Consider the following 22,785-nt stretch of genomic DNA (forward strand, 5'->3'; position numbering starts at 1 on the left):
ACCCATCCGACCCTGCGCACGCACAACTTCGTGAACGACGCGAACGGCAACGCCCTGTACGCCTACTACGCCTACGAGGGCACGCCCCAGGTGCACGCCAACGGCCAGCGCCAGCTGGTGGTCAACGGCGAGGTGCTGGGGCGCTACGGCCTGCTCGCGGACACCCGCTTCGAGGGCACGGCGCTGGCGCAGAACGGCCCGCTCTTCAGCGCCCAGAGCGACTTCAGCTTCGGCTACCAGCCCATCGACGGCAACTACCCCGCGGGCAGCCCCGGCACCTATGCGGTGGCCACGGGCGACACCCTGCAGAGCATCGCCAAGGGGGCGTACGGGGATGCGAGCCTGTGGTACCTGATCGCGGATGCGAACGGGCTGAGCAGCGATGCGGACCTGCGCACCGGGCAGGTGCTCAGGATTCCGACCAGGGTGGGGAGTGCGGACAACGCGAGCACCTTCAGGCCGTACGACCCGTCAAAGATTGCCAGCGACTCGCCGACCATGATGGCGACGCCGCAGGCCGAGGATGGCGGCTGCGGGGCCGTCGGCCAGATCATCATGGTGGTGGTCGCCGTGGTGGCTGCAGTCTTTACCGCAGGAGCGGCGCTCGCTGCCATGGGCGCCACACTGGCGACCGCCGGGACGGGCACGCTCATCGCGGCGGGGGCCATTGGCGGTGCCGTTGGCTCCATCGCGAGCCAGGCGGTCGGAATAGCGATCGGCGCGCAGGACAGCTTCAGTTGGAAGGGCGTGGCGCTGGGGGCCATCGGCGGCGGTGTCACGGCCGGCCTGGGCGGGGCCGGGTTGCTCCCAGATACGGGCAATGTCTTCCTCGATGGGGCGATTCGTGGTGCCGTGAGCAGCACCTTGACGCAAGGTATCGCAGTGGTCACCGGCTTGCAGGACAAATTCAGCTGGAAGTCGGTCGCTGCATCCGCAGTCGGTGCGGGTGTGGGCGCGGCGGCAGGCCCGGCCATCGGCAAGGCGTTCGGCGAAGCGTTCGGCAACAACGCAGGCAGCGCCTTCGCGGCGCGACTTGCGACGGGCCTGGTCGCGGGCACGGCGGCTGCGGTGATGCGCGGGGGCAAGGTGGCGATTCAGCAGGTCGCGACTGATGCCTTTGGCAATGCGTTGGGGGAATCCATCGCAGCGGCGAATGGGCAGCAGGCGCAAGGCGTCGGGCCGCGGATTACCGCAACGGGATGGACATCGAGAGCGACAACGCCGCGCTGCAGCGGCAGACGCAGCCTTACTACGACCAAATCGTGGGGGCATTCGGTCAGCCCGGTGACGGCAACCGGTACGCTGGCGTGCAGATCGCAGCGGGTTCGGGCTACAGCGGCATGGGTTCGGGCAGCGGCCGTGATCAGAACATCGATCGCATGCTCGATTTGGCTAATAGACCCGAGTCGGGTGGAACGCGGAGCAGCATGGGTGCCGATGGCGTGCCGCGTGTGGGCTTCGGTGTGTTTGGGCCGGCCGAGAGCATTCGCAGCGACGGGCGCGGCTTCATCGATGAAGTCAGGAGTGCGACGGAAGGGTCGATCAATCAGGGGAGCGCGATCGGCACGCCATTGCCACCGTCACCGTACAAGTGGGTATCCAACGAGATGGTCGACGGAAGAGTTGTCCCTGGGCATTGGACAGACGGCGTCGACACAGGAGACGATTCGGCGCGCCTCCTGGCGCGGTCCAAGGACAGTCCGGCGATGCAACAGTGGGCGAAGAACTACTACAGCGATGGTGCCAACTCGTTGAATGCGGCCGAGCGCGCGGATGGCTTTGCGGACAGCACGAACCGCTTTATGCCTCCAGCATCGACACAGACGCTGGGTGATTTGTATGCGGCAAATGCACGGATGGTTGGAGCTGCAACAAGCAAAGAAGGCTGGGTGGCCGCTGCTCGCGTGGTGTTCTCGAACCCGACCGATGGCGAGAGGAGATCGGCCCTCGCCACGGTCGGGTCTGCGGCCATGATTGGACTAGACGTGGCGCCTGTCGGTATCGTCGGTAAGGAAGTCAGTATGGCGATGGTCGGAGGGGTCCGGTCAGCCTGGAATGGGGCCAAGGCCGAGTTGAGGCTGGCTGCTGCGGCCCAGGATGCGGTTGAAATGCGCGTAGCGGGTGACATCGGCGTGCCTGCGACCCGGTCTGCTAATCCACTGAGCACGGTGCTGGAGTTCGATGCGCATGGGAATGAGATCATGTATCGGTCGATGTCGAGAGAGGACTACAGGTATCTGCGAGACTTTGGTGAACTGCGTCCAACAACCGAAACCTCCATCTCGCCCAACTTGGCCTATTCTTCAAAATACACCAACAACAACAGCGTGACCGTCCGCTTCGCCACCACGCCGGGCACCTCGGCCGCGTTGCAAGAAATAGGCATTGCAGCCAACCCACCGGCAGCGAAGGCTTTGAGCTTGGCCGAGCGCAACGACAGCTGGATGCAAACCAACACGCGCTTCAAGGTCGAAGGCGGGCAGATGACCACGCAATTGGGCCAAGGCCCTGGCATCACGACTTTCAATCGTGGCATCGTTGACTTTGAGCTCGTTCGCTAAAGGGAAGACCAATGTTTTTACAGTTCGATCAATCCGGCGTTCCCATGAAGCGCGTGTACCTGCTCTCAGAGGAACTGAAGGCAGACCCCGGTCGGATCGCCTTGGCGCAAGCCTTGACCCTGAATGCTGCCAAGCCACGCATGGGCCTCAAGGGCACGCTGGGACTCTTTGGATCGCCCGAATGGTGGGCCAATATAGAGCAACGAAGAATGCCCTTGCGGTTTGTGCAAGGCATCATTCGCAGCACGTATTTCGCTGGGCAGGATGAGCCGGGCGACCACAACTCCTTTGAGTTGCTGCTGGAGGATGGTGCAACCTACGATGAAAGTATTTACGCCAACGACAAGGCCAGTCGTGCACTGTTTCGCGTCGGTCATCGGGTCGAAATCGTCTACGCGCTCGATGAGTCAAAGCGCCAGCCCGCCCAAGATGGCGGCGTGAATTATTCAGACATCGTGCTCGAAATGGCCGTCTCCCTGGAGCCCGTCAAGTAGCCTGCTGACCGGGGTAGGCCTGCTCCACCGGTAGCTTGTTGGCAGCTTCTTGGAGCTGCCCTTGCTGCACCAGCGCGCGCACTTCATGGGCCGTCGCCGTCACTTCCGTGATCCTGCGCGTCCACTGGTTCACGTAGAGCCGCACAGCCTCCTTGCTCAGGCCAATCTGAATGGCCCGATGCTCCAATGGCTGCAAATGCAAATCGCGCTCCGGATCCCATTGCACCCGCACCGGGCGGCGCTGCTTGAGCTCGGCGTAGGCATCCATCGACATGCCTGCTGGCGAGTGGCTCGGACAGCTATGGGCCAAAGCCCACTCGAAGCCCTCGCGCGTGATGTCGATCGCCAGAATGCGCTTCTGGCCTTCGTCCTTCAACCCCCAGCCGGCGCGGTACATCATCCAGAGGAAAGAAGGCTTGATCCACGTCATGCGCTCCAGCTTGAACGGTGGCGAGATGAAGCGGCCATGCGCCAGAGCAGAGTCGGCAATCGCATCGCTGTACGCCTGATAGACCCGAATGGTGTCGGCGTCGTACATGGCGCGGATTTGGTTGTGGGGAATTGCGTCGGTCTTCATGCGTGCATGCCTGTTCAGTAGCAGCTAAAAAAATAAATGCCTCGCCCAACCCCTTGGCCGCCGAGTGCCGGGGTTCTGTGGTCGCAAGCTGCGACCACCCTGGGCGCGTCATCGGTGTGTCGTCTGTCAGCCCGTGCGCGCCTTGCCCTTGGTCGCCTTCTTCTCCTCGGGCGTCACGAACCCGATCGGCCGCTTGGGCGACTCCGGTGGCATCGTCAGTTCCCTGACCGCCTCGAAGAGCTGCCTCAGCTGATTGCGCGTGTTGCGGCTGAAGGTGTCGTGGCTCAATTCCAGCCGCTCCGTCTTCTCCTCGATCTCGGCCAGCCGCTTGGCCGGGTCCTCATGCAGGCTCGCCGCCTGGCGCAGCCGCACGAACGCGCGCACCACGTAGATGCCCATCTCGACGGCCTGGCTTGAGGCCAGGATATTGGCCAGCGCCACCGCCCCGAACTCCGTGAAAGCAAACGGCAGCGATCTGGAAAACTTCAGCTTCGAGAGGTGGTCACAGTTTGTGACCACCTCGGCCTTCTCGGCCGCGTCCAGCTGGAACATGAAGTCCGACGGAAAGCGCCCCGCGTTGCGCTTGACGGCCTGGTTCAGCGCCTTGGTCGGCACGCCATAGAGCTCGGCCAGATCGGCGTCGATCATCACCTTCAGGCCGCGCAGCAGCTGGATGCGCCCCTCGATGCGCGGCAGCAGCGCGCCGGCTGTTCTTGTCGTTGTTGTCGCCATGCGTTCCCTGGTCTTGTCTTCCGGTCTTTGTTCTTCAGTGGCTGGCCTGCGCCAGAACCGTCTCCAGCATCTGCGAGACGAACTGCTGCTTGGTCTTTGGCAGTTGCTCCACCGCATCGATTTGCTGGTGCAGCCGCGACACCGGCCCGCGCCTGGTGGTACCGCGCCGCGTGGTGCCGGCAGCGGCCGGCTGCGTGTTCTGGCCCATCAGTTTAGCCCGGCCCTAAGCGTTTCACGCGAAGTGCGGATGCATTGACGGAGACCCTGAGCACCCAGCTGGTGGCCGCGCCGGAGCAAGACAGCCAGCGCTACTTCCAGATTGGCGGAGTCGCGCTTATGTCCAGACTCGACTGTCAAGAAATAAATTCCTTGATGCTTCACAGCTAGACACCCGTCATCTCGCCCGAGCAAGTTACTCGAAAAGCCGCCCTTGTACTTGCCCCTTGGCATACTCTGGCGAACACTCCGTCTCTCATTCATCCAAGGTAGGCACGATGCCGAACGCAAGAAAAATCGTCAATCTGGGCATCGCCACTCCGGCATACAACAACACGGTGCTAATGAGCTATGCGAACACGCTGTTCGGCATTCAGGCGGCGGCAATGAACGGGGGGATCGGGTGCCGGCTGCTGTGGTCGTCGAGTTCGAGTGTGATCGCGGTCGCGCGGAATTTGCTTGTCGACGAATTCTTGCGTGATGATCGCCTGTCTCATCTGTTGTTCATCGACGCGGATATGGCCTTTCCGCCGGAGGATTTGATGCGCATGTTGGCAGCCAGTGAGTCGCTGGAGCCTCACGACGTTGTTGCGGCCATCTGTCCCCGCAAGCGCTTGAACTGGGAGCGTGTGATGGCGGCAGCACGCATGCAGCCTCAACTGGCAAGTGAGGGTCTGGCCACGCTGGCCGGGTCGTTCGACGGCATGTTCAAGCCGCTATCGGGACGGATGGAGGATGTGTTCGAAGATCGTCCTGTGGAAGTCGAGGCGATCGGGACGGGCGTCATGCTGATAAGTCGCTCCGCTCTAGAACACCTGATGGCGCACGGGGTTCAGCGCGTCAGGATGGGATCGCAGCAAATCGAACTGAATGTGTTTTTTGAAGAGACCGTGGTCAACGGCTTCCATACCTCGGAAGACATCTCTTTTTGCCACAAGGTGCGCCGCGCGGGTGGGCGAGTGTGGGGCGTTCCATGGTTCCGCGTGACGCACGGCGGCAATTACGACCACATCGGGGATATCGGTGCCATCTCGCGAGCCCATATGGCGCTGTAACGGCGATGTCTTGCGGGCGGGAGGGCAGCACTCACGGCGAGCCGTGCAACTGCCGCGCGATCATGCAGGGACGACGAGCGGGATCGGTGGCTCACGTCGCATGTGGCGCTCCATCATCATCTGATACGCGGCTTCGATACCAGATCGGTACCGCTCTATATCGAACAATGGTGCACTCGTCCTTGCCTGGTGTAGATGCTCCCTTTGGCCCTGGAGCTCCATAGGATCTGCGGCCAACTCGATGGCCCTCGTCGCATACGCTTCGAGAGTGGGCATCACCATCTCCGGCAACCCGACGGCATGGAGCAGGCTGGCGGCAACGCGGCTGGCAAACGTTGTTCCGAGGCAAGTGAGCAAGGGAAGGCCTGCCCAGAGAGCGTCGCTCCCCGTGGTATGCGCATTGCAAGGAAACGTGTCCAGGAACAAATCAGCCAGCGCATGCCGGCTGAGGTGATCAGGCAGGGGTTGCCGTGGCGCAAAAACAAGGCGCTCAGGCGAAATGCCGAGATTCAACGCTTCCTGCCGCAGGCGAGGTTCTGTCCCGCTGTCCGGCCTGTACAGCCATAGAACGCTGTCGGGGACCGCATGGAGAATTCGCATCCAGACCGCAAAGACGGCTGGGGTGATCTTGTAGGTGTTGTTGAAGCAACAGAAGACGAATCCGTTTGCAGGAAGGCCGGCTGCATTTCTGGCAGTTGCCTTGTCAACCTGCAGAGGCGCGATCGAACGCAAGCCCGAGGCGTTTGGTTGATAGCAGTGAGGCAGGGTGACGATTTGTTCGGCATAGAAACGCGCGTGTTCCGGCGGCGTCACAATCGCATCGCCCACGATGTAGTCGATACATGTGGTCCCCATGCTTGCGGGATAGCCCAGGTAGTTGACCTGCACGGGTGCGGCACGTTCGGTAAATATGCGTGGGCGGCAGTTTTGTGTGTAGCCTTTCAAGTCGATTGCTAGGTCGATTTCCAGCTTGCGGGACAAGGCGCAAACAGCGCTATCCGACTCCTGGGAGACGTCGAAAAAATGATCTATCGACTGTGTCAGACGCTTGGTCATGTCATCTGGAGCCGACGGTCCGAAGGAAAAAAGAAACACCTCGAACTTCGAGTTGTCATGCTTTTCAAGAAGCTCAGCGATCAGCAACGTGGTCGCGTGCGCATGAAAGTCCGCAGAAAAATACCCCAGGCGAATCCTTTCGTGGGGACTGCGTTCGGGCAGCGGCAAAGGCTCGGCATCTGGGAAAAAATGCGCCATGAACGTCGCTCCCGCCTGTCGGATCACTTCAAGGTCATCGCATCCGACCGCCATGACAAACGGGGATGCGGTTGGTTCTCCCCGCATGACGGCTTCACACAGACGGGCCTTGGCGCTGTCGAAGTCGCGCCAGCGCACCAACTGCGCCATCGCAAGGAAATGGTCTCCCGCGGCGTAGGCTGGCACCGGATCGGAGTCGAGGGCCTTTTCAAGATGAAGGAGCGCTTCGTCATGCCGGTTCCCTACGACGAGCGAGCGCGCGGCAAGGAAGTGGTCTTCCCCGCAACTGCGCGGCGATAGCGCGCCGAGAGCGATCACGCGTTCAAACGCTTGCACGGCCTTGGGCGAATTTCCCATCCCAAGAAGCACATGGCCGTGCGCTCTCCAGGCGTCCACCGACGAAGCGCGGCGAGCGATTGCCTTGTTGCTTTCGGCCAGGGCCTCCTGATGCAAATGCAAGCCGCATAGCGCGTAAATGCGTCTGCACTGGGCATCGGGGTCATCGCTCGACCTTGCCAGCACGGCATCAAAATCGACCAGCGCTTCGGCATGCCGTCCTTTCTCGAACAGCGCCACCCCTCGGTTGTAATGCGTGTCGATGGAGGTCGGGCAGATTGCCAATGCGCGGTCATAGCACTGCATTGCCCGCTCGAAGTGGCCCTGCCGATTGAGAGCATTCGCGAGATTTGTAAGAACGTCATGCGCGCCGGGGTCCAGTAGCAGCGCCACTTGATAAGCCTCTATCGCTTCTTCATGGCGCTTCAATCCGTGCAAGGCATTGCCGCGGGTTGCATGCGTATTTGAAATGCGCGGTTCGATGGCAATCGCGAGATCGGCGTACCGCAACGCGTCGTCGAGATGGCTTCGCTGAATGCCCAAGATGCCAAGCATTCCAAGGCTCTGGTGATGGCGCGGTGCGCGGCGCAGGATTTCCTGATAGCCGGCTTCCGCTTGATCCAGCAGGCCCTCCTGGTGAATGCGCAACATCGCGTCGAATTCACGATCGATCTCTTTGGTCGCACTCTCCATCGAATCTCCCTGAATGGTTGCACGCGCCTAGAACGGCGCTCACCCGATTCTCCCTCCCCTTTTGCGCCACTGAGACGGTGCACTTTTCCACAAATCGGGCCCTTCAATTGTCAAATATCGTCGCGCCCGCTCTGAGGCAGAACGCCTCGCTCTATATTGCCGACGCAAACGTTCGACCGGTTCAATTGCATACATTGATGACGCCCTTATCGAGGGCCCGTCCCTGCACGCAAATTGTTCAGATCAAAGTCTGTGACGCATTCAGGACTCCTTCGCACGAAGGTCCTTGGATATCCTACAAAAAACATCAACGGGGCTCCGATGCAGGTTCCCCAAGGGAGAAAGTTTTGAATTTATCGCTTACCAAAATCGCGGCCGTGATCGCCTTTACGTGCGCGCTGCCCGGTGCTTGGGCCCAAGGTGCAGGCGCCGTCGTGGTCGACGGCGCTGGAACGGCGGTCTATGGTTCGACCGGTACGACATTGGACCCTTCGACCGGTAGCCCGGTGTTCGGCGCCATCGCCAGTTCGGCCACGGAGTTCTCAGCACTCACGCTCACGCCTACGGCGGCGCAGACCCTCGTGACCGACGGCACGAACGCCTCGGCCGTGACGCAAACGCCGACGAGTTTCGACGCGACGGCGGCGGGTTCCGGCGTTTTTCTGGGGCCCGTCGGCGCTAGCCTGTTGCGCACCAACGCCACTTCGACCGTGAATTCCGGCTATGTTGCAGTCGACAACGCCGCTGCGGGTGGCACATTCGAAACCGGCACTGGCCGTCAATACAACGGAACCCGCACCTTGTTTGGCCCCGGCTTGGACACGACGCAGACGGGTTCTTTCGATGCGAGCAGCAATCTCGCTACGGGGTTGCTGACCGATGGGGTCGCCGGCACCAACACGCTACTGGGAAGCACCTCGACAAATGGCATCGTCAATGCAGGAAATATCGCGACGACGACGCTGAACGTCAGCGGTGCCACTACCACCAATGGAATCGCGAACACGGGCCACATCGCTACGACGTCCTTGTCCACAACTGGCAATGCGACCGTCGGCGGCACGCTTGCGGTGTCCGGCGCCACAACCACCAATGGCATCGTGAACACAGGCAACATTGCAACGACGTCGTTGTCCACAACTGGGAATGCGAACGTGGGCGGCACACTCGCTGTGTCTGGCGCCACGACGACCAACGGCATTGACAACAGCAACCAGAAAATCACTGGCGTTGCGCCTGGCACCGTCAGCAGTTCGAGCACGGACGCGGTCAATGGCAGCCAGCTTTACCAAGTGAGTTCGGCCCAAGCGACGGCGAACGCCAATCAGGCCGCGATCAACAACAACCAGGCGTTGGTCAATGCCAACCAGGCCAACATCAACGCAGCGCAGTCGCTGACGAATCAGCAGATGCAGGCCCAAACCGCAAGCAACCGCAAGATCTCCAGTGGCGGCATCGCATCGGCCACTGCTACCGCATCAATGCCCGCTCTCCAGCGTGAGCAAAAGTTCGGAATAGGAGTAGGCGTGGGCAATTACGACGGCCAATCGGCCCTCGCCATCGGTGTGGCTGCGCGTGTCTCCGAACAGCTCCAGTTGAAATTTTCTGTGGGTACGAGCGGCGGCGGCAAGACAACTGTTGGCGCTGGCGGTATGTACGCCTGGTAGCGGGTCAAGGGATTTCATGATCGGCTTCCTCGCGATTCTCGGTCACCCCTCGCTGCCCTCAACCGCAGCGCATTCGTGATCACAGACGCCGAACTCAGGCTCATCGCCAGCGCCGCGATCATCGGGGACAGCAGCCATCCCGCGAATGGGTACAGCACGCCGGCGGCCAGGGGGACGCCGAGCGCGTTGTAGACGAAAGCGACGCCCAGGTTCTGCTTCATGTTGGCGATAGTCTGTTCGGAGACGATGCGCGCCTGCGCGATGCCGCGCAGGTCGCCCTTGACGAGTGTGACCTGCGCGCTGTTCATGGCCACGTCGGTGCCGGTGCCCATCGCGACGCCCACGTCAGCCTTGGCGAGCGCGGGCGCATCGTTGATGCCGTCGCCGGCCATGGCGACGATGCGTCCCTCCCGCTGCAGCTTGTCCACCAGCGCGAGCTTGTCGGCGGGCTTGACTTCGCCGTGCACCTCGTCGATGCCCAGCCGGGCGGCGACGGCGCGGGCCGTGGTCAGCCCGTCGCCGGTGGCCATGATCACGCGCATGCCCGAACCATTCGAGCTCTCCAACGAGAAAACGGGAAGATGAGGCGCTCCGTGCAGAGCGCAGCTCCAGTTTCCAGGTTGACGCCGTGTCAAGGTCAAGCCCGGCAAGGCTTCTGGCCGGCGGGCCTTCTCAGACGGCGGAGGTGGTGACGGCCGAGGCGCCGCTGCTGCCGGTGCCCGGCGGCGTCTTGACGATGGAAGTGAGCGCGGGTTCGGCCATGCGCAAAGTCGCGAGGTCGGGCCGTGGGCGGCGCAACTGCGCGTCAGATGCGAATGCCATCTCCATCGCATGCGCCGCGCCCAGCACCTGATGGTCGGTCCGGAACCCGCCCACTATCTGCAGCCCGAACGGCATGCCTGCATGGTCGACGCCGCAGGGCAATGAGAGCGCGGGATGCGTCGTCAGCGTCACGACATACGTCAGCGCGAGCCAGCGGTAGTAGTTCTCCTGCTTCTCGCCATTGATGGTGTCCGCGTAGAGCTGCGTCCACGGGAACGGCGACACCGGCGTGGTGGGCGAAAGAATCAGGTCGTAGTCGGCAAAGGTTGACTGAAAGCGCTTGATGAGCCGGGTCTGCTCGGCCTGCGCCCAGGCGCTGTCGAGCAGGCTCATCTGCGCGCCCATCTCGTAGTTGGCGCGGGAGTTGGGCCCGAGGCTGGCGGGGTCCTTTTCGTAGGCCGCATGCATGCCGGCCACGAAGGCTTCGGCGCGCAGCACGTCGAAGCAGCGGTGCGCTTCGCCCAGGTCGAGCGTCACTTCGTCGCAAGACTTGAACAAGTGCCGCATGGCGCCGACCTTGCGGCGCATCGTGGCGCGGATGTTGTCGTCCACAGCGCAGACACCGAAGTCTTCGGTCCACGCCACGCGCAGCTTGCTCAGGTCGAGGTCGGCGGGCTTCAAGAAAGACAGCGGGTCCAGCGGATAGCTCAGCGGATCGCCGGCGTGCATGCCCGCGGAGGCCGCCATCTGCAGGCAGGCGTCTTCCACGGTGCGACCCATGGGGCCGACAACGGAGATAGGTGTCCAGCCCAGCAGCTTTCGCACGCTGGGCACGACGCCCGGCGAAGGCCGAAAGCCGACCACGCCGCATTTGGCAGCCGGAATGCGCAGCGAGCCGCCGGTGTCGGAGCCGGTGCACACGGGCAGCATGTCGCACGCCAGTGCCGCCGCCGAGCCGCCCGAGGAGCCACCGGCATTCAGGTTGGGGTTGAACGGATTGCCGGTGGCGCCCCACACGTCGTTGCGCGAGTTGGCGCCGGCGCCCATCTCGGGAACGTTGGTCTTGCCAGCGACGATGGCACCGGCCCTGCGCAGGCGGGCCACCAGTTCGATGTCTTCGCTGGGCACGTGGTCGCGGAAGATCGCGGAGCCCCAGGTGGTGAGCAGGCCTTCCGTGGGTTCCAGGTCTTTCACGCCGAGCGGGAGACCGTGCAGCAGGCCCAGCGAGTCGCCGCGCATGACGGCCGCCTCGGCCGTCTTGGCTTCGGTTCGCGCGCGGTCGAAGCAGGTCGCTGTCACGGCATTGACGAAGGGGTTCACCCGCTCGATCTGCGCAATGCAGGCCTCCAGCAGATCGACCGGTGAAACTGCCTTGCTGCCGATGAGGCGCCGCAGTTCGACCGCGGATTTTTCGACCAATTCGTTGTGAGTGCTCATGTCGGTTGTTGTTTCATCAGGCCCAGTCCAGTGCACCCGCGGAACGGGCTTTGCCCGGCCGCCGGGTGCGCCCCCCGTGGGGGGAGGCGCCGAAGGCGCTTCGGGGGGCGTTCATCATCTAGTCGGAGGTGATGTTGGCGCGCGCAGCAATGGCGCGCATCAATGGCAGTTCCTTGCTGATCAGCTCGCTCACGGCGGCCGAATTGCTGTAAGCAGGCTCCAGGCCCTGCGCGGTCAGCTTGGCACGCGTGTCGGGGTCGGCAATGGTTGCAGCCAGCGCCTTCTCGAGCTTGGCCTTCACATCGGCAGGCAGGCCCTTCGGTGCAGACACCACCAGCCAGCTGTCCATGTTGATGTCGGGGTAGCCGCTTTCGGCCAAGGTGGGCACGTCGGGCAACAGGGTGGAGCGCTTGGCCGTGGTCACCGCAATGGCCTTGATCTTGCCGCTCTTGAGCTGGGGGATGGCGGCGCTCACCGTGTCGATGCTGAACGGAACCTGGCCGCCCATCAGGTCCGTCATGGCCGGGGCGCTGCCCTTGTAGGGCACGTGCGTCATCTTGAGGCCGGCGGTGTGGAGGATGGTTTCTCCCGCGAACTGGGACGTGGTGCCGGTGCCGTACGAGGCGTACGAATACTTGCCGGGCGATGCCTTCACGTAGTCGACGAACTCCTTGACCGTCTTCACCGGCACCTCGCTGTTCGCGAGCAGGATGAGGCCGACGCGTCCGACAAGGCCGATCTGGTCGAAGCTCTTGACCGGGTCGTAGGGAAGATTCGATCGGATGGCCGGGTTAACGGTGAACGTGGTGCCCGAGCTGACCAGCAGCGTGTAGCCGTCTGGCGCCGCCTTGGAGACATAGCTTGCTCCGATCACCGTGCCGGCGCCGGCACGGTTCTCAATGACGATGGGCTGGCCGAGTTCCTTGCCCAGGCGCTGGGCAATCACGCGCCCGTTCACGTCGGTGGCGCCGCCGGGTGGAAAAGGAATCACCAGCGTGACCGGACGCGTGGGAAATGCGGTGTCCGCGGCAACCGCTGCCAGGGACGACAGTGCCAGGCAGGACATCAGCACCATGCGGGCGAAAGCGGGAAGGCGTTTCATGAAGAGTTCTCCTGAGGGGGCGGGACGCTGCAATAAAAGGCGGGACTGCGAAAGCGCGAGGCGGGGGAGGCAGTCTCATCGTAGGAGTCGCAAGCCGCTGCCACAAGCGCAATGTTTAGAATTGTGGATTGCCGTTTCGGCAATCGACGCGTTGCGGTTTCGAGCAACGATCGCGAAGGAGCATCCATGTCGCTTCACGCACTTCAGGAGACGGCGGTCCGGTACTTTCTGGAGGTCGTCAGAACCGGCTCCGTCAAGGAAGCCGCGACCAAGCTCAACGTGGCGCCGTCGGCGGTGAGCCGGCAGGTGGCGCGTCTGGAGCGCGAGCTCGACACCTTGCTGTTCGAGCGCCATGCGCGCGGCATGGTGCCCAATGCGGCCGGCGAACTGCTGGCGGCGCATGCCAAGCGGGTGCAGCAGGACATCGAGCGGGTTGCGAGCGACATCGAGGGCTTGCGCGGCCTGCGCAGTGGGCGTGTGCGGGTGGCAAGCACAGAAGGCTTCGCCTTCGATTTCCTTCCGACGCTGATCTCGCGCTTTCGCAGCAAGCACGAGGGCATCCGTTTCCATCTGGAAGTCTGCTCGCCGAGCGAGATTCCAGGCCGCATCCGCGACGGCGACGCGGACGTCGGCATCACTTTGAGCGCGCTGCCCGAGCCGGGCATCAAGATCGAGCTGCGCCACCCGAGCCCGATCCTCGCGGTGATGGCCAACGACCACCCACTTGCGGCGCAGCGCCAGCTCTCCCTGCGCCAAGTGGTGGGCTACCCGCTAGGCCTGCCGCCGCAGGACAGCTCCATCCGCCAACTGCTCGACATCAGCTGCAGCCGGCAAGGGTTGCGCTACATGCAGGCCATGTCCAGCAACCATGCGAATGCACTGGTGAGTTTTGCCGCGGCGGGGCGCGGCATCATCGCGTTCTACGGTGAGCTGTCGATTCGCACGCTGCTGAAGTCCAAGGCGCTGGTCGCCATTCCGCTCAAGGACCGCGAAATGAACGAGCGCCATCTGGAGGTCGAGACACTGGCGGGCCGTTCGTTGCCCGACGCGGGGAAAGCCTTCGTGCGGTTTCTGACGGATGCCATCAAGGAAGCGGCCTGAAAGCACTCCGCACAAGCGACTTGGCGAAGCCGCAAAAGCGCTCGCAAATTTAAGAGGCACGCCGCGTGCGCTACACTCCGCGCCGCTTGCAGACGGCCTCAGCCGCTGCGCCGTCATTGGCAACATGACGAGAACAATCCTAAGGAAACTTTCAAGTGAACCGTATCGAACTGGTCGAAAAGATCGCCACCGCCCACACCGTCAGCAAGGCTGAAGCCGCACGCATCCTGGAAACCGTCACCGGCTCCATCATTGCCGCAGTGAAGAAGGGCGACCCCGTGCAACTCATCGGCTTCGGCACCTTCAAGCAAGTGGCCCGCGCCGCGCGCACCGGCTTCAACCCCCAGGCTGGCGCCAAGATCAAGATCGCCGCGCAGAAGGTGCCCAAGTTTGTGCCGGGCGCCGCATTCAAGGCCGCCATCGACCCCAAGGCTGCAAAGCGCAAGGCCGACAAGGCAGCCGCCAAGCCCGTCGCCAAGAAGGCAGCGCCGGCCAAGAAGGCCGCCGCTCCCGCCAAGAAGGCCAAGAAGTAAATCGCGCAATGCGCAAGTTGGCGGCAGCTGCAAGGCTGCCGCTGCGACGACGGCCCTTCGGGGCCGTTTTCTTTTTCAGGGCTTCAGTTGAGTGTGCCCAGCCGCGCAAGGATCAGGTCGTGCAACGTCTGCGCCGCGACGGAAAGGCTCCCTTCTCGCCGCTGCACCAGGTAGATGGTCCGCGTCAGGCCGGGCAGCGGCAACGGCCGGGTCGCCAGGGTGTCGCGCCGGAAGTGAAAGAGCGTGAGCTCCGGCACCACGCTGATGCCGATGCCCGCCTCCACCAGGCCCATGACGGTGGCCAGGTGCTCCACTTCGAACACCGCATTGAGCCGAAGCGGATGCAGTGCGACATCGAGCGACTGGCGCACGCTGCTGTTGCGCGCCATCTGGATGAAGGGCCAGGGCGCGAGCTGTTTGGCCGTGAGCCGGGGCACGGCGGCCAGCGCATGGTCCTTGCGACACACCAGGTGAAAGCGGTCGTCGCAAAGCTTGCGTCCGCGCAGATCGCTGGCCGCGGCCGCGCCGGCGCCCGTGGCCGCCAGGGCAAAGTCTGCCTGGTGGCTGCGCAACTGGGCGATGCAGGCGTCCGACAGTGCATCATGCAGCTCGACGGTGATGCCGGGCCAGGCCTGCATGAATTCCGCCAAGATGGCCGGCAGCCAGCCGGCCGCGAGCGAGGGCAGTGCTGCCACGCTCACGCGGCCCTTGCGCCGCTGGGTGTGGTCGGCAAGGTCGCCGATGGCGCCCTGCATGTCGTCCAGCAGGCGCCGCGCGGAAGGCTCGAACAGCCGCCCCTCGGGCGTGAGCTGCACGCTGCGCGTGTCGCGGTCGAACAGGCGGGCGCCAAGCGTCTCTTCCAGCGCCCGGATCAGCGCGCTGAACGCCGGCTGCGACAGATGGCAGGTCTCTGCCGCCCGGGTGAAGTTGCGCTGCTCGGCCAAGGCGGTGAACGCGCGCAATTGGCGGCTGGACAAATCGGGCGCTGGCATCGGTTGGAAAATGAATGAAATGGTCCGCAGTTCCGGAAAATCGGGTCCGTCGGCTCTGGGGATAGTATTCCTGTGCCGTGGACGCAACGGGCCCTTGCCGACATTGCCGCGCAGGATGCTGGAAACGTGGTTTTCTGTAAAAAATTTGTGACTTGAAGCGCAATTCGGCATCATGATCCGGGCCATGAAGTCCGGCGAAGCATCTCCCGCTCGGCAACGCGTCCTGTGGATGGCGCAGGTTGCCGCTCTTTTTCTGGCTTTCGCAGCGACGAACAGCGAGGCTCAGCAGTCCGTGCCTGTGCAACGGCTGCGGGTGGTGGGCGGTCTTGCCAGCGTGAGTCAGTACACGCTTCAAGAGGAGCCCTTCTGGAGCAAGGACCTGGCCCGTTTGAGCGGCGGCAAATACAGCGCGAGCATTGTCCCCTTCAACCAGGCCGGCGTACCCGGTCCGGAAATGCTCAACCTCATGCGCCTGGGCGTTATCCCCTTCGGCACTGCGCTTCTGACGCAGATCAGCAATGAGTACCCTGAACTGGGTACCCCGGACATCGCCGGCCTGAACCCTGACATGCCGACGCTGCGCCGGGTGATCGGCGCTTTCAGGCCCTATCTTGAGAAAACGCTGCGCGAGCGCCATGGCGTCGAAGTCCTTGCGGTGTACGTGTATCCGGCCCAGGTGATCTTCTGCAAGCAGCCCGTGAAGCAGCTCTCGGACATGGCGGGGCGGCGCATCCGCGTTTCGGGCAGCACGCAAGCCGACTTCGTCCGGGCCCTGAAGGGGGTCCCGGTGTTCACCGAATTCGCCGAAATCATGGCCAACATGAACTCGGAAAACACCGAGTGCGCAATCACGGGTGCCATGTCCGGCAACACGCTCGGCCTGCACAAGATCACCGGTTCCCTCTACACGATGCCCATCAGCTGGGGTATTGCCGTGTTCGGCGCCAACACCGACGCATGGAACGCACTTCCCCCGGACTTGAAGCTCCTGTTGAAAACCGAGCTTCCAAAGCTGGAGGCCGCAGTCTGGGCCGAATCGGAGCGCGACACCGGCAACGGCATTGCGTGCAACACAGGTGCTGCTACATGCGTGAAGGGCACCAAGGGCGCCATGGTGGAGGCACGTCCTTCGGCGGATGACGACCGCCGCAGGCGCGAAATCTTCGCCTCGAGCGTATTGACACGATGGGTACAGCGGTGCGGCGCGGTGTGCGCGGAGGTCTGGAACCAGACCGCGGGCCCCGTGGTGGGCATCAAGGCTCCCGTCGGACAGTGAACACGCAACTGCCCCGCCGCATCACCGCCTTCGTTTATGGGGTTGCGGCGCTGTTTCTCGGCGCCGTCCTGTCGATTGCCGCCCTCACGATGTGGCAGACCTACCAGAAGGCCATCGCCGAAAGCGAGAGCGAGGCCAAGCGCTTCGTCGGCGCCTCGGAAGCCGCGCTCAACCGAAGCCTCTTGGCCGTGGACATGCTGCTCGCGGGCATGGGGCAGTTCCTGCGTAAATCCACGGAAGCCAGCGTTGCGGACGATATTGGGCAAGCCGACACTGCGCAATTGTTCGAGACCACCGTGCGGCAGAGCCTGCTGGTGCGTTACCTTGCCTTCCTGAATCCGGACGGCAGGGTCGTCGGGTCTTCCGACCGCCGAGGCGCAGGGCTGGCGGTACAGCTGCCCGACGGCTTCCTGAAAGAGCTCTTGAACCGGCCGGGGGCATTGCTGTCGATCAGCGCGCCTTCGGTCAGCCTCGCCACATCGCAGCAGGTGCTGTACTTCGGTCGTGTGCTCCGGCTCGCCGACGGCAGCCGGCTGGTGGCGGTGGCTGAAGTGCAAGTGTCGATGCTCACCACCATTCTTGCGCAGGGCGCGAGCATCAAGGGGCTCGAGGTCACGCTGGAGCGAGAGGCGGGGCCGCTCCTGGCCAGCATGCCGCCGCGCGACGATCTTGCCGGACGGGTCATTCGCCCGGTGATGACGGATCCGGTCAGCGACGGGCGTCCGCTCAGGATGGATGCGCGGCTGAGCGGCACTCCCGCCATCATCGTGGCCCGCCCCACGCTTTACCGGAACCTGCTGATCGTCGCAGGCATTCCGCTCGAGGTTGCACTGGAAGATTGGCGCAGGGAGCGCGATCTGATCCTGGGCACGGCACTGGCCTTCACGCTGATGATCCTGGCCGTGAGCTACTTCGCCCATCTGCAGCTGCGCCGGCAGTGGAGCGCTCGCGGCGACCTGCTCCGCTCCAAGGCCACGCTGGACCAGGCCCTCGAATCGATGGCCGACGGCTTCGTGCTGCTCGATCCAGAGGGCCGCATCGTCACGTGGAACCGCCGCTTCGTCGATTACTTTCCCTGGACCGAGACATTGCTTTCGCCGCGGGCAACGTTCCAGCAGATCGACGATCAGAACGTGCGTCACCTGCAAGCGCAGAACGAGCAGGAACTCACCTTGCCGAACGGCCAGGTGATCCTCGCGGTGAAAAGTCCCACGCCGGACGGCGGGCTGGTGTGCGTCTACCGCGACGTGACCGAGAAGCGGCGCCATCTGGCGGACATCCTCGAAGGCAAGGCACAGTTGCAGGCCACGCTGGACGCCCTGCCCGACGTGCTGCTCGAGGCCGGCATCGATGGCCGGTGCTACCGCTTCCATTCGCCGCGCCGCCCCAGGTCCTCCATCAAGGTGCGCGAGCCGGTCGGCAAGCTGATGTCCGAGCTGTTGCCAACCAACGCCGCCGCCGAGGTGATGGTGGCGCTGCGCGATGCGTTCGAGTTCGGTTTCTCGTCCGGCAGGCAGTTCGAAAGCCGGGGTCCCAAGGGCGCGCTCTGGTTCGAGATTTCGGTGTCGCGCATGGCGGTTGGCGAAGGTGCGGACGCTCGCTTCATCGTCATCCTGCGCAACATCACGGACAGCAAGCTCGCGGCCCGCGAGATCGAGCACCTCGCCTTCTACGACATCCTCACGGGCCTGCCCAACCGCCGGCTGCTGCTTCATCGCCTGCAAGCCAGCATCGACTCCAACATCCGGCGCTCGCGGCACGGTGCCTTGCTGTTTCTCGACCTGGACGACTTCAAGACACTGAACGATGCGCTCGGCCACGCTGTGGGCGACGAGCTGCTGAAGCAGGTGGCCGTGCGGCTCCAGGGCAGCCTGGGCGAAGGCAGCACTGTGGCGCGGCTCGGCGGCGACGAATTCGTGGTGCTGCTCGAGAACCTCAGCGAAGATCCAGCCATTGCCGCCATGCAGACCAATGCCAGCGGCGAGGCCATCCTCACGGGGCTGAACCAGTCGTTCCAGCTGGACAATCATCAGTACCACAGCACCTGCAGCATCGGTGCCGTGGTCTTCAACGCCACGCATCAATCGCTGGAAGACCTGCTGAAGCAGGCGGACATCGCCATGTACTACGCCAAGTCGGCGGGTGGCAACGCGCTGCGGTTCTTCGAGACTGCAATGCAGACGGCCATCACGGCCCGTGCCACGCTGGAGAGCGAAATGCACGCGGCGCTGGAAGGCGGGCAGTTCTTGCTGCACTACCAAAGCCAGGTCACGTCGGAAGGCCACATCGTAGGCGCCGAGGTCCTCATTCGCTGGCAGCATCCGGAAAAGGGCATGGTGCAGCCCGGAGGCTTCATCGAGCTGGCCGAAGAAACCGGGCTGATCGTGCCGATCGGCATGTGGGTGCTCGAAACCGCCTGCGTGCAGCTCGAGCGCTGGAGCCATGACCCGAGGCGGCGGCACCTGCAGCTCGCCGTCAACGTCAGCGCGCGCCAGTTCCGAAGCGACGATTTCGTGGATCGAATCCGCGATGTGATCCGAAGAACCGGCGCAGACCCGACGCGGCTGAAGCTGGAGCTCACCGAAAGCCTGCTGCAGGACAAGGTGACCGAAACCATCGGCAAGATGCAGTCCCTCGCGGCCATGGGCATCCACTTTTCGATGGACGACTTCGGCACCGGCTATTCGTCGCTTTCCTACATGACGCAGCTGCCGCTGAACCAGATCAAGGTCGACAAGTTCTTCGTGCAGAACATCGGCATCGATCCGAAGGTCGAGCTGATCATCCAGGCCATCATCGGCATGGCGCACAACCTGGACCTCGAGATCGTGGCAGAGGGCGTCGAAACGCAACAGCAGTTCGAGTTTCTCCAGGCGCACGGGGCCATGCTGTGCCAAGGCTACCTGTTCAGCAGGCCAGTGCCGATCGAGCAGTTCGAAGCGCAGCTGGACGTCGCGATGGCCGACTGAATGCATGTCGCGCTGATCGAGTTCACACGATGATGCGCTTGCCCACATTCAGCCTGCGCACCCGCCTGACGGCGGGCGTGGTTGCGATCGTTTTCCTCACGACCTTCGGGGTGACCACCGCTGCGCTTTACTTCGTCAAGCGCAACATGCAGGCCGCCATTGCCAGCGAGCAGCTCGAACGGATATCGGCCATTGCCGAGGCGGTAGACCAGAAATTCCTAAGCCGGCGCACCTTGCTGAAGACCTTCGGCGACGCCGTCGAGAGCCACGACCTCGCCAGGCCCGAGGGATTGCAGGACTTGGTCATGCGGCACAAGTCGCTGAAAGAGGCCTTCGACAACGTCGCCTTCGTGGACACCGATGGCAAGCTGGTTGCCAACCTCAACGGCGCACACCAGATCGGCCGGGTCAACATCAAGGATCGCGAGTACTTCCAGCGCACGATGGAGGCCAAGGCCGGCGTGATTTCCGCGCCCTACCGCAACCGGCTCAATGGCCTGGCGCAAATCGCCATGACCGAACCGGTGCTGGACCGGCAGGGCAACGTGGCCTACGTCATCGCCGCTTCGATCAATCTCAGCGAACAGAACTTTCTCGGTGAGCTTGCCAACGTGAAATTCGGCAAGACGGGGTACATGTTCATCACCAACACGGATGGCATCGTCATCGAGCATCCCGACAAGTCCAGGCTGCTCCAGCATGTGGAGGCCGATGGCGTGCGCAATGCCGCCACGGAGCGCGCCATTGCGGGCTACGAGGGCACGGCAGAAGCCGTCAACCGCAAAGGCGTGCGCGGCCTGTACGCGTTCAAGCCGCTCCGCCAGACCAACTGGGTGCTGGGCGCCATTTATCCGCGCGCCGAAGCCTTTGCGCACATCGAGCGGATCGAGCGCTTTGCATGGGCGGGCGCAGTGCTGCTCACGCTTGTGGCGGGCGCGCTCGCCTTGGTGACTACGCGGTCGCAGCTCGCGCCCCTGTCGCGGCTGCGCGAGCACATGCAGGTCTCGCGCGCGGTTGCGGTCTATGCGCCAATGAAAGAGGCGCCGCCGTCCACGGACGAGATCGGCGATTTGTCGCGCACCTTCGATTCGCTGATGCAAGAGCGCCAGGCGTCTCAGGAGCGGGTGCAGGCCAGCGAAAGATTCCTGCGCGACGTGACCGACAACCTGCCGGCGGTCGTCGCCTACTTCGACAGCGACCAGCGCTGCCTGTTCGCCAACAAGGCGGGACTCGGCATGCGTGGCAGGACGCAGGCCGACATCGGACGCATGACCATGCAGGAGTCGCTGCCCGATGCGGTCTACCGGCAGCTCGTTCCGCACATCGACAAGGTGCTTGCGGGAACGCCGACGCGCGCGGAAGGCACCTACGACCGCAACGGCAAGGAAGGCTTCTTCGAGTGCCATCTGGCGCCCGACATCCGCGATGACGGCATGCTGGCCGGCTACTACGTGATGACCTTCGACATCACGCGCCAGAAGGTGGCCGAGCGCGAGCGCGCCGCTGGCGAAGCCCGCGTGCGCACCATCACCGACAATCTTCCGGCGCTCGTGTCTCACGTGGACTCGTCGCTGCGCTTCACCTTCGTGAACGAGCATCTGCGTGCCCTGTTCGACGGCACCGAGCTGGTGGGAAAGCTGCTGCCCGAGGTGCGAGGCGTCGAGGACTTCGAGGTGGTCGAGCCTTATGTTCGCCGCGTGCTCGCAGGGGAAGCCGTCACCTTCGAGAAAAAGGGCGATGCCGCGCGCGGCATCGGGCACCGGTGGCACCAGTCGCACTACATTCCCGACCGCAACGCGGACGGCACCGTGCGCGGCTTCTACGCAATGACCTTCGACATCACCGAGCGCAAGCAGGCCGAGATGCGAAGCGCCGAGAGCGAGCGCCGCCTGCGGGGCCTGACCGACAACGTTCCGGCGCTGCTGACCGAACTGGACAGAGAAGAGCGGGTGGTCTTCTGCAACGGCAGGTATCAGACCTGGCTCGGCATCTCGCCGGATTCGATCATGAATCGCCCCATCCGAGAGGTGATCGGCGACGCGCACTACGAGATGCGCAAGCCACTGCTGGCCCGCGCATTCGCCGGCGAGGTGGTGTCTTTCGAGCAGTCGGCCCGGCTGCTGATCGGCGAGCGAACCCTGCAGACGACCTACCTGCCGCAGAAGAATGCCGAGGGCGAGGTGGTGGGCCTCTATGTGCTGGCGAACGACGTCAGCGACCTGAAGCAAAAGCAGCTGCAGCTGGACGTTCTTGCGCGCGAAGATGCGCTCACGGGCCTGCCGAACCGCCGGTCGTTCGAAGAGCATGCGCACGACGCGATGGCCAGGTCGCGGCGCTCCGGCCTGTCGGTCTGCCTACTGTTCCTGGACATCGACTACTTCAAGACCATCAACGATTCGCTGGGCCACGCAGCGGGCGATGCGGTACTGAAGGAATTCGGCCGCCGGCTCCGGCAGAGCGTGCGCGACACCGACATGGCGGCGCGCTACGCCGGTGACGAATTCGTGATTCTTCTCGAAGGGGTGGCGGGCCCCTCCGAAGCGCAAATGGTGGCGGGCAAGGTGCTGGCTTCCATGCGGCCGCCCTTCGATCTGCCCAGCCGCAGCCTGAACACAACGACCAGCATCGGCGTTGCGATGTCGGAAGACGACGAGGACTTTCCTTCCTTGCTGGTGCGCGCCGACAACGCGCTGTACGCGGCCAAGAAAGAGGGCAAGAACCGCTTCGTGATGGCGGCGCCCAGGACCGAAGCCAGGGGCGCCGGCGCATGGCCGCGGCAGGAGCCCTACAGCGCCTGAGGCCGCGGCTTTCGTCGTGCCCGCCGCTCGCGATCTCGGCCTTGTCCTACGCGGAAAGTACCCGAGGCTGCCCTAAATTTGCGGCAGCACCTTCACGGCCAGCCTGCATGCGCCAGCGCATGTACGCAGCCTCGTGCGGGGATGTTCGAGCGAAGGAATTCGGGAGTTCGGCATCAGCCGCTGAAGCGGGGAGCCGCATGCCGCTGCACCGATGCGCGGCCACTGGAAGG

The 22,785-nt window shown here is 63.7% G+C and carries 17 protein-coding genes and 1 pseudogene; 10 read left to right on the top strand and 8 right to left on the bottom strand.

What is annotated here, in order from left to right:
* The 3 genes from J2X92_RS24325 to J2X92_RS24335 form a co-directional block, all read left to right on the top strand.
* The coding region (locus J2X92_RS24325; RefSeq protein ID WP_307579551.1) for a LysM peptidoglycan-binding domain-containing protein at window positions 1-1,755 on the top strand (1,755 nt) is incomplete at its 5' end.
* Window positions 1,707-2,561 carry a hypothetical protein gene (locus J2X92_RS24330; RefSeq protein ID WP_307579553.1) on the top strand — a complete coding sequence of 285 codons (855 nt, stop codon included), beginning with the start codon at window positions 1,707-1,709 and terminating at the stop codon, window positions 2,559-2,561. The genes J2X92_RS24325 and J2X92_RS24330, both read left to right, overlap by 49 nt.
* 11 nt (window positions 2,562-2,572) lie before the next feature.
* Window positions 2,573-3,055: a hypothetical protein gene (locus J2X92_RS24335; protein ID WP_307579554.1), complete on the top strand. Its 483-nt coding sequence runs from the start codon at window positions 2,573-2,575 to the stop codon at window positions 3,053-3,055.
* Here the strand turns inward: J2X92_RS24335 and J2X92_RS24340 are convergent.
* The 3 genes from J2X92_RS24340 to J2X92_RS24350 all read right to left on the bottom strand — a co-directional run bounded on the left by J2X92_RS24340 (window position 3,048) and on the right by J2X92_RS24350 (window position 4,572).
* The gene (locus tag J2X92_RS24340; protein ID WP_307579555.1) at window positions 3,048-3,593 is read right to left on the bottom strand and encodes a DUF4291 domain-containing protein; all 546 of its coding nucleotides are present in this window, start codon (window positions 3,591-3,593) and stop codon (window positions 3,048-3,050) included. The two genes, J2X92_RS24335 and J2X92_RS24340, sit on opposite strands and share 8 nt — an antisense overlap.
* Window positions 3,594-3,758: 165 nt before the next feature.
* Complete coding sequence (locus tag J2X92_RS24345; protein ID WP_307579557.1) at window positions 3,759-4,364, bottom strand: ORF6N domain-containing protein; 606 nt, start codon at window positions 4,362-4,364, stop codon at window positions 3,759-3,761.
* Between the two features lie 34 nt (window positions 4,365-4,398).
* The gene (locus J2X92_RS24350; RefSeq protein ID WP_254787612.1) at window positions 4,399-4,572 is read right to left on the bottom strand and encodes a hypothetical protein; all 174 of its coding nucleotides are present in this window, start codon (window positions 4,570-4,572) and stop codon (window positions 4,399-4,401) included.
* Window positions 4,573-4,858: 286 nt separating this feature from the next.
* Between J2X92_RS24350 and J2X92_RS24355 the strand changes: the two genes are divergently transcribed.
* On the top strand, window positions 4,859-5,635 hold the full coding sequence (locus J2X92_RS24355; RefSeq protein ID WP_307579559.1) for a glycosyltransferase family 2 protein: 777 nt from the start codon (window positions 4,859-4,861) through the stop codon (window positions 5,633-5,635).
* A 60-nt stretch (window positions 5,636-5,695) separates the two neighbouring features.
* On the opposite strand, the gene J2X92_RS24360 is transcribed toward J2X92_RS24355, so the two are convergent.
* Complete coding sequence (locus J2X92_RS24360; RefSeq protein ID WP_307579561.1) at window positions 5,696-7,918, bottom strand: tetratricopeptide repeat protein; 2,223 nt, start codon at window positions 7,916-7,918, stop codon at window positions 5,696-5,698.
* Between the two features lie 347 nt (window positions 7,919-8,265).
* Here J2X92_RS24360 and J2X92_RS24365 point away from each other — a divergent pair, with 347 nt between their 5' ends.
* Window positions 8,266-9,585: a beta strand repeat-containing protein gene (locus J2X92_RS24365; RefSeq protein ID WP_307579563.1), complete on the top strand. Its 1,320-nt coding sequence runs from the start codon at window positions 8,266-8,268 to the stop codon at window positions 9,583-9,585.
* Between the two features lie 14 nt (window positions 9,586-9,599).
* Here the strand turns inward: J2X92_RS24365 and J2X92_RS24370 are convergent.
* The 3 genes and pseudogenes from J2X92_RS24370 to J2X92_RS24380 form a co-directional block, all read right to left on the bottom strand.
* Window positions 9,600-10,130, bottom strand: a pseudogene (locus J2X92_RS24370) (HAD-IC family P-type ATPase); the annotation flags it as partial.
* 127 nt (window positions 10,131-10,257) lie between these two features.
* Window positions 10,258-11,784, bottom strand: a complete 1,527-nt coding sequence (locus J2X92_RS24375) for an amidase (RefSeq protein ID WP_307579565.1) — start codon at window positions 11,782-11,784, stop codon at window positions 10,258-10,260.
* Between the two features lie 118 nt (window positions 11,785-11,902).
* Complete coding sequence (locus tag J2X92_RS24380; protein ID WP_307579567.1) at window positions 11,903-12,886, bottom strand: Bug family tripartite tricarboxylate transporter substrate binding protein; 984 nt, start codon at window positions 12,884-12,886, stop codon at window positions 11,903-11,905.
* Window positions 12,887-13,072: 186 nt separating this feature from the next.
* On the opposite strand from J2X92_RS24380, the gene J2X92_RS24385 reads away from it, so the two are divergent.
* Both J2X92_RS24385 and J2X92_RS24390 read left to right on the top strand, forming a co-directional pair.
* Window positions 13,073-13,987, top strand: coding sequence for a LysR family transcriptional regulator (locus J2X92_RS24385; RefSeq protein ID WP_307579568.1), 915 nt, complete (start codon window positions 13,073-13,075; stop codon window positions 13,985-13,987).
* A gap of 155 nt (window positions 13,988-14,142) precedes the next feature.
* On the top strand, window positions 14,143-14,520 hold the full coding sequence (locus J2X92_RS24390) for an HU family DNA-binding protein (protein WP_028258556.1): 378 nt from the start codon (window positions 14,143-14,145) through the stop codon (window positions 14,518-14,520).
* An 83-nt stretch (window positions 14,521-14,603) separates the two neighbouring features.
* Here J2X92_RS24390 and J2X92_RS24395 read toward each other — a convergent pair whose 3' ends face one another.
* Entirely contained in the window at window positions 14,604-15,512 is a 909-nt protein-coding gene (locus J2X92_RS24395) for a LysR family transcriptional regulator (protein WP_307579569.1), read from the bottom strand.
* A 184-nt stretch (window positions 15,513-15,696) separates the two neighbouring features.
* Here J2X92_RS24395 and J2X92_RS24400 point away from each other — a divergent pair, with 184 nt between their 5' ends.
* The 3 genes from J2X92_RS24400 to J2X92_RS24410 are packed head-to-tail and all read left to right on the top strand — an operon-like array spanning window position 15,697 to window position 22,555.
* Complete coding sequence (locus J2X92_RS24400) at window positions 15,697-16,788, top strand: TRAP transporter substrate-binding protein (protein WP_307579570.1); 1,092 nt, start codon at window positions 15,697-15,699, stop codon at window positions 16,786-16,788.
* Window positions 16,785-19,757, top strand: a complete 2,973-nt coding sequence (locus tag J2X92_RS24405) for a bifunctional diguanylate cyclase/phosphodiesterase (RefSeq protein ID WP_307579571.1) — start codon at window positions 16,785-16,787, stop codon at window positions 19,755-19,757. Before J2X92_RS24400 ends, J2X92_RS24405 begins: the two co-directional genes overlap by 4 nt.
* A gap of 29 nt (window positions 19,758-19,786) precedes the next feature.
* Entirely contained in the window at window positions 19,787-22,555 is a 2,769-nt protein-coding gene (locus tag J2X92_RS24410) for a sensor domain-containing diguanylate cyclase (RefSeq protein WP_307579572.1), read from the top strand.
* Window positions 22,556-22,785 lie beyond the last annotated feature (230 nt).

Source organism: Variovorax paradoxus, assembly GCF_030811855.1.
Lineage (GTDB): Bacteria > Pseudomonadota > Gammaproteobacteria > Burkholderiales > Burkholderiaceae_C > Variovorax > Variovorax paradoxus_L.

What these genes read in the sequence shown, in the direction of transcription:
- J2X92_RS24330 (WP_307579553.1), top strand. Translation starts at nt 1,707, where the DNA reads ATGCAACAGTGGGCGAAGAACTACTACAGCGATGGTGCCAACTCGTTG.
- J2X92_RS24335 (WP_307579554.1), top strand. Translation starts at nt 2,573, where the DNA reads ATGTTTTTACAGTTCGATCAATCCGGCGTTCCCATGAAGCGCGTGTAC.
- J2X92_RS24340 (WP_307579555.1), bottom strand. Translation starts at nt 3,593, where the DNA reads ATGTACGACGCCGACACCATTCGGGTCTATCAGGCGTACAGCGATGCG.
- J2X92_RS24345 (WP_307579557.1), bottom strand. Translation starts at nt 4,364, where the DNA reads ATGGCGACAACAACGACAAGAACAGCCGGCGCGCTGCTGCCGCGCATC.
- J2X92_RS24350 (WP_254787612.1), bottom strand. Translation starts at nt 4,572, where the DNA reads ATGGGCCAGAACACGCAGCCGGCCGCTGCCGGCACCACGCGGCGCGGT.
- J2X92_RS24355 (WP_307579559.1), top strand. Translation starts at nt 4,859, where the DNA reads ATGCCGAACGCAAGAAAAATCGTCAATCTGGGCATCGCCACTCCGGCA.
- J2X92_RS24360 (WP_307579561.1), bottom strand. Translation starts at nt 7,918, where the DNA reads ATGGAGAGTGCGACCAAAGAGATCGATCGTGAATTCGACGCGATGTTG.
- J2X92_RS24375 (WP_307579565.1), bottom strand. Translation starts at nt 11,784, where the DNA reads ATGAGCACTCACAACGAATTGGTCGAAAAATCCGCGGTCGAACTGCGG.
- J2X92_RS24380 (WP_307579567.1), bottom strand. Translation starts at nt 12,886, where the DNA reads ATGAAACGCCTTCCCGCTTTCGCCCGCATGGTGCTGATGTCCTGCCTG.
- J2X92_RS24385 (WP_307579568.1), top strand. Translation starts at nt 13,073, where the DNA reads ATGTCGCTTCACGCACTTCAGGAGACGGCGGTCCGGTACTTTCTGGAG.
- J2X92_RS24395 (WP_307579569.1), bottom strand. Translation starts at nt 15,512, where the DNA reads ATGCCAGCGCCCGATTTGTCCAGCCGCCAATTGCGCGCGTTCACCGCC.
- J2X92_RS24400 (WP_307579570.1), top strand. Translation starts at nt 15,697, where the DNA reads ATGAAGTCCGGCGAAGCATCTCCCGCTCGGCAACGCGTCCTGTGGATG.
- J2X92_RS24410 (WP_307579572.1), top strand. Translation starts at nt 19,787, where the DNA reads ATGATGCGCTTGCCCACATTCAGCCTGCGCACCCGCCTGACGGCGGGC.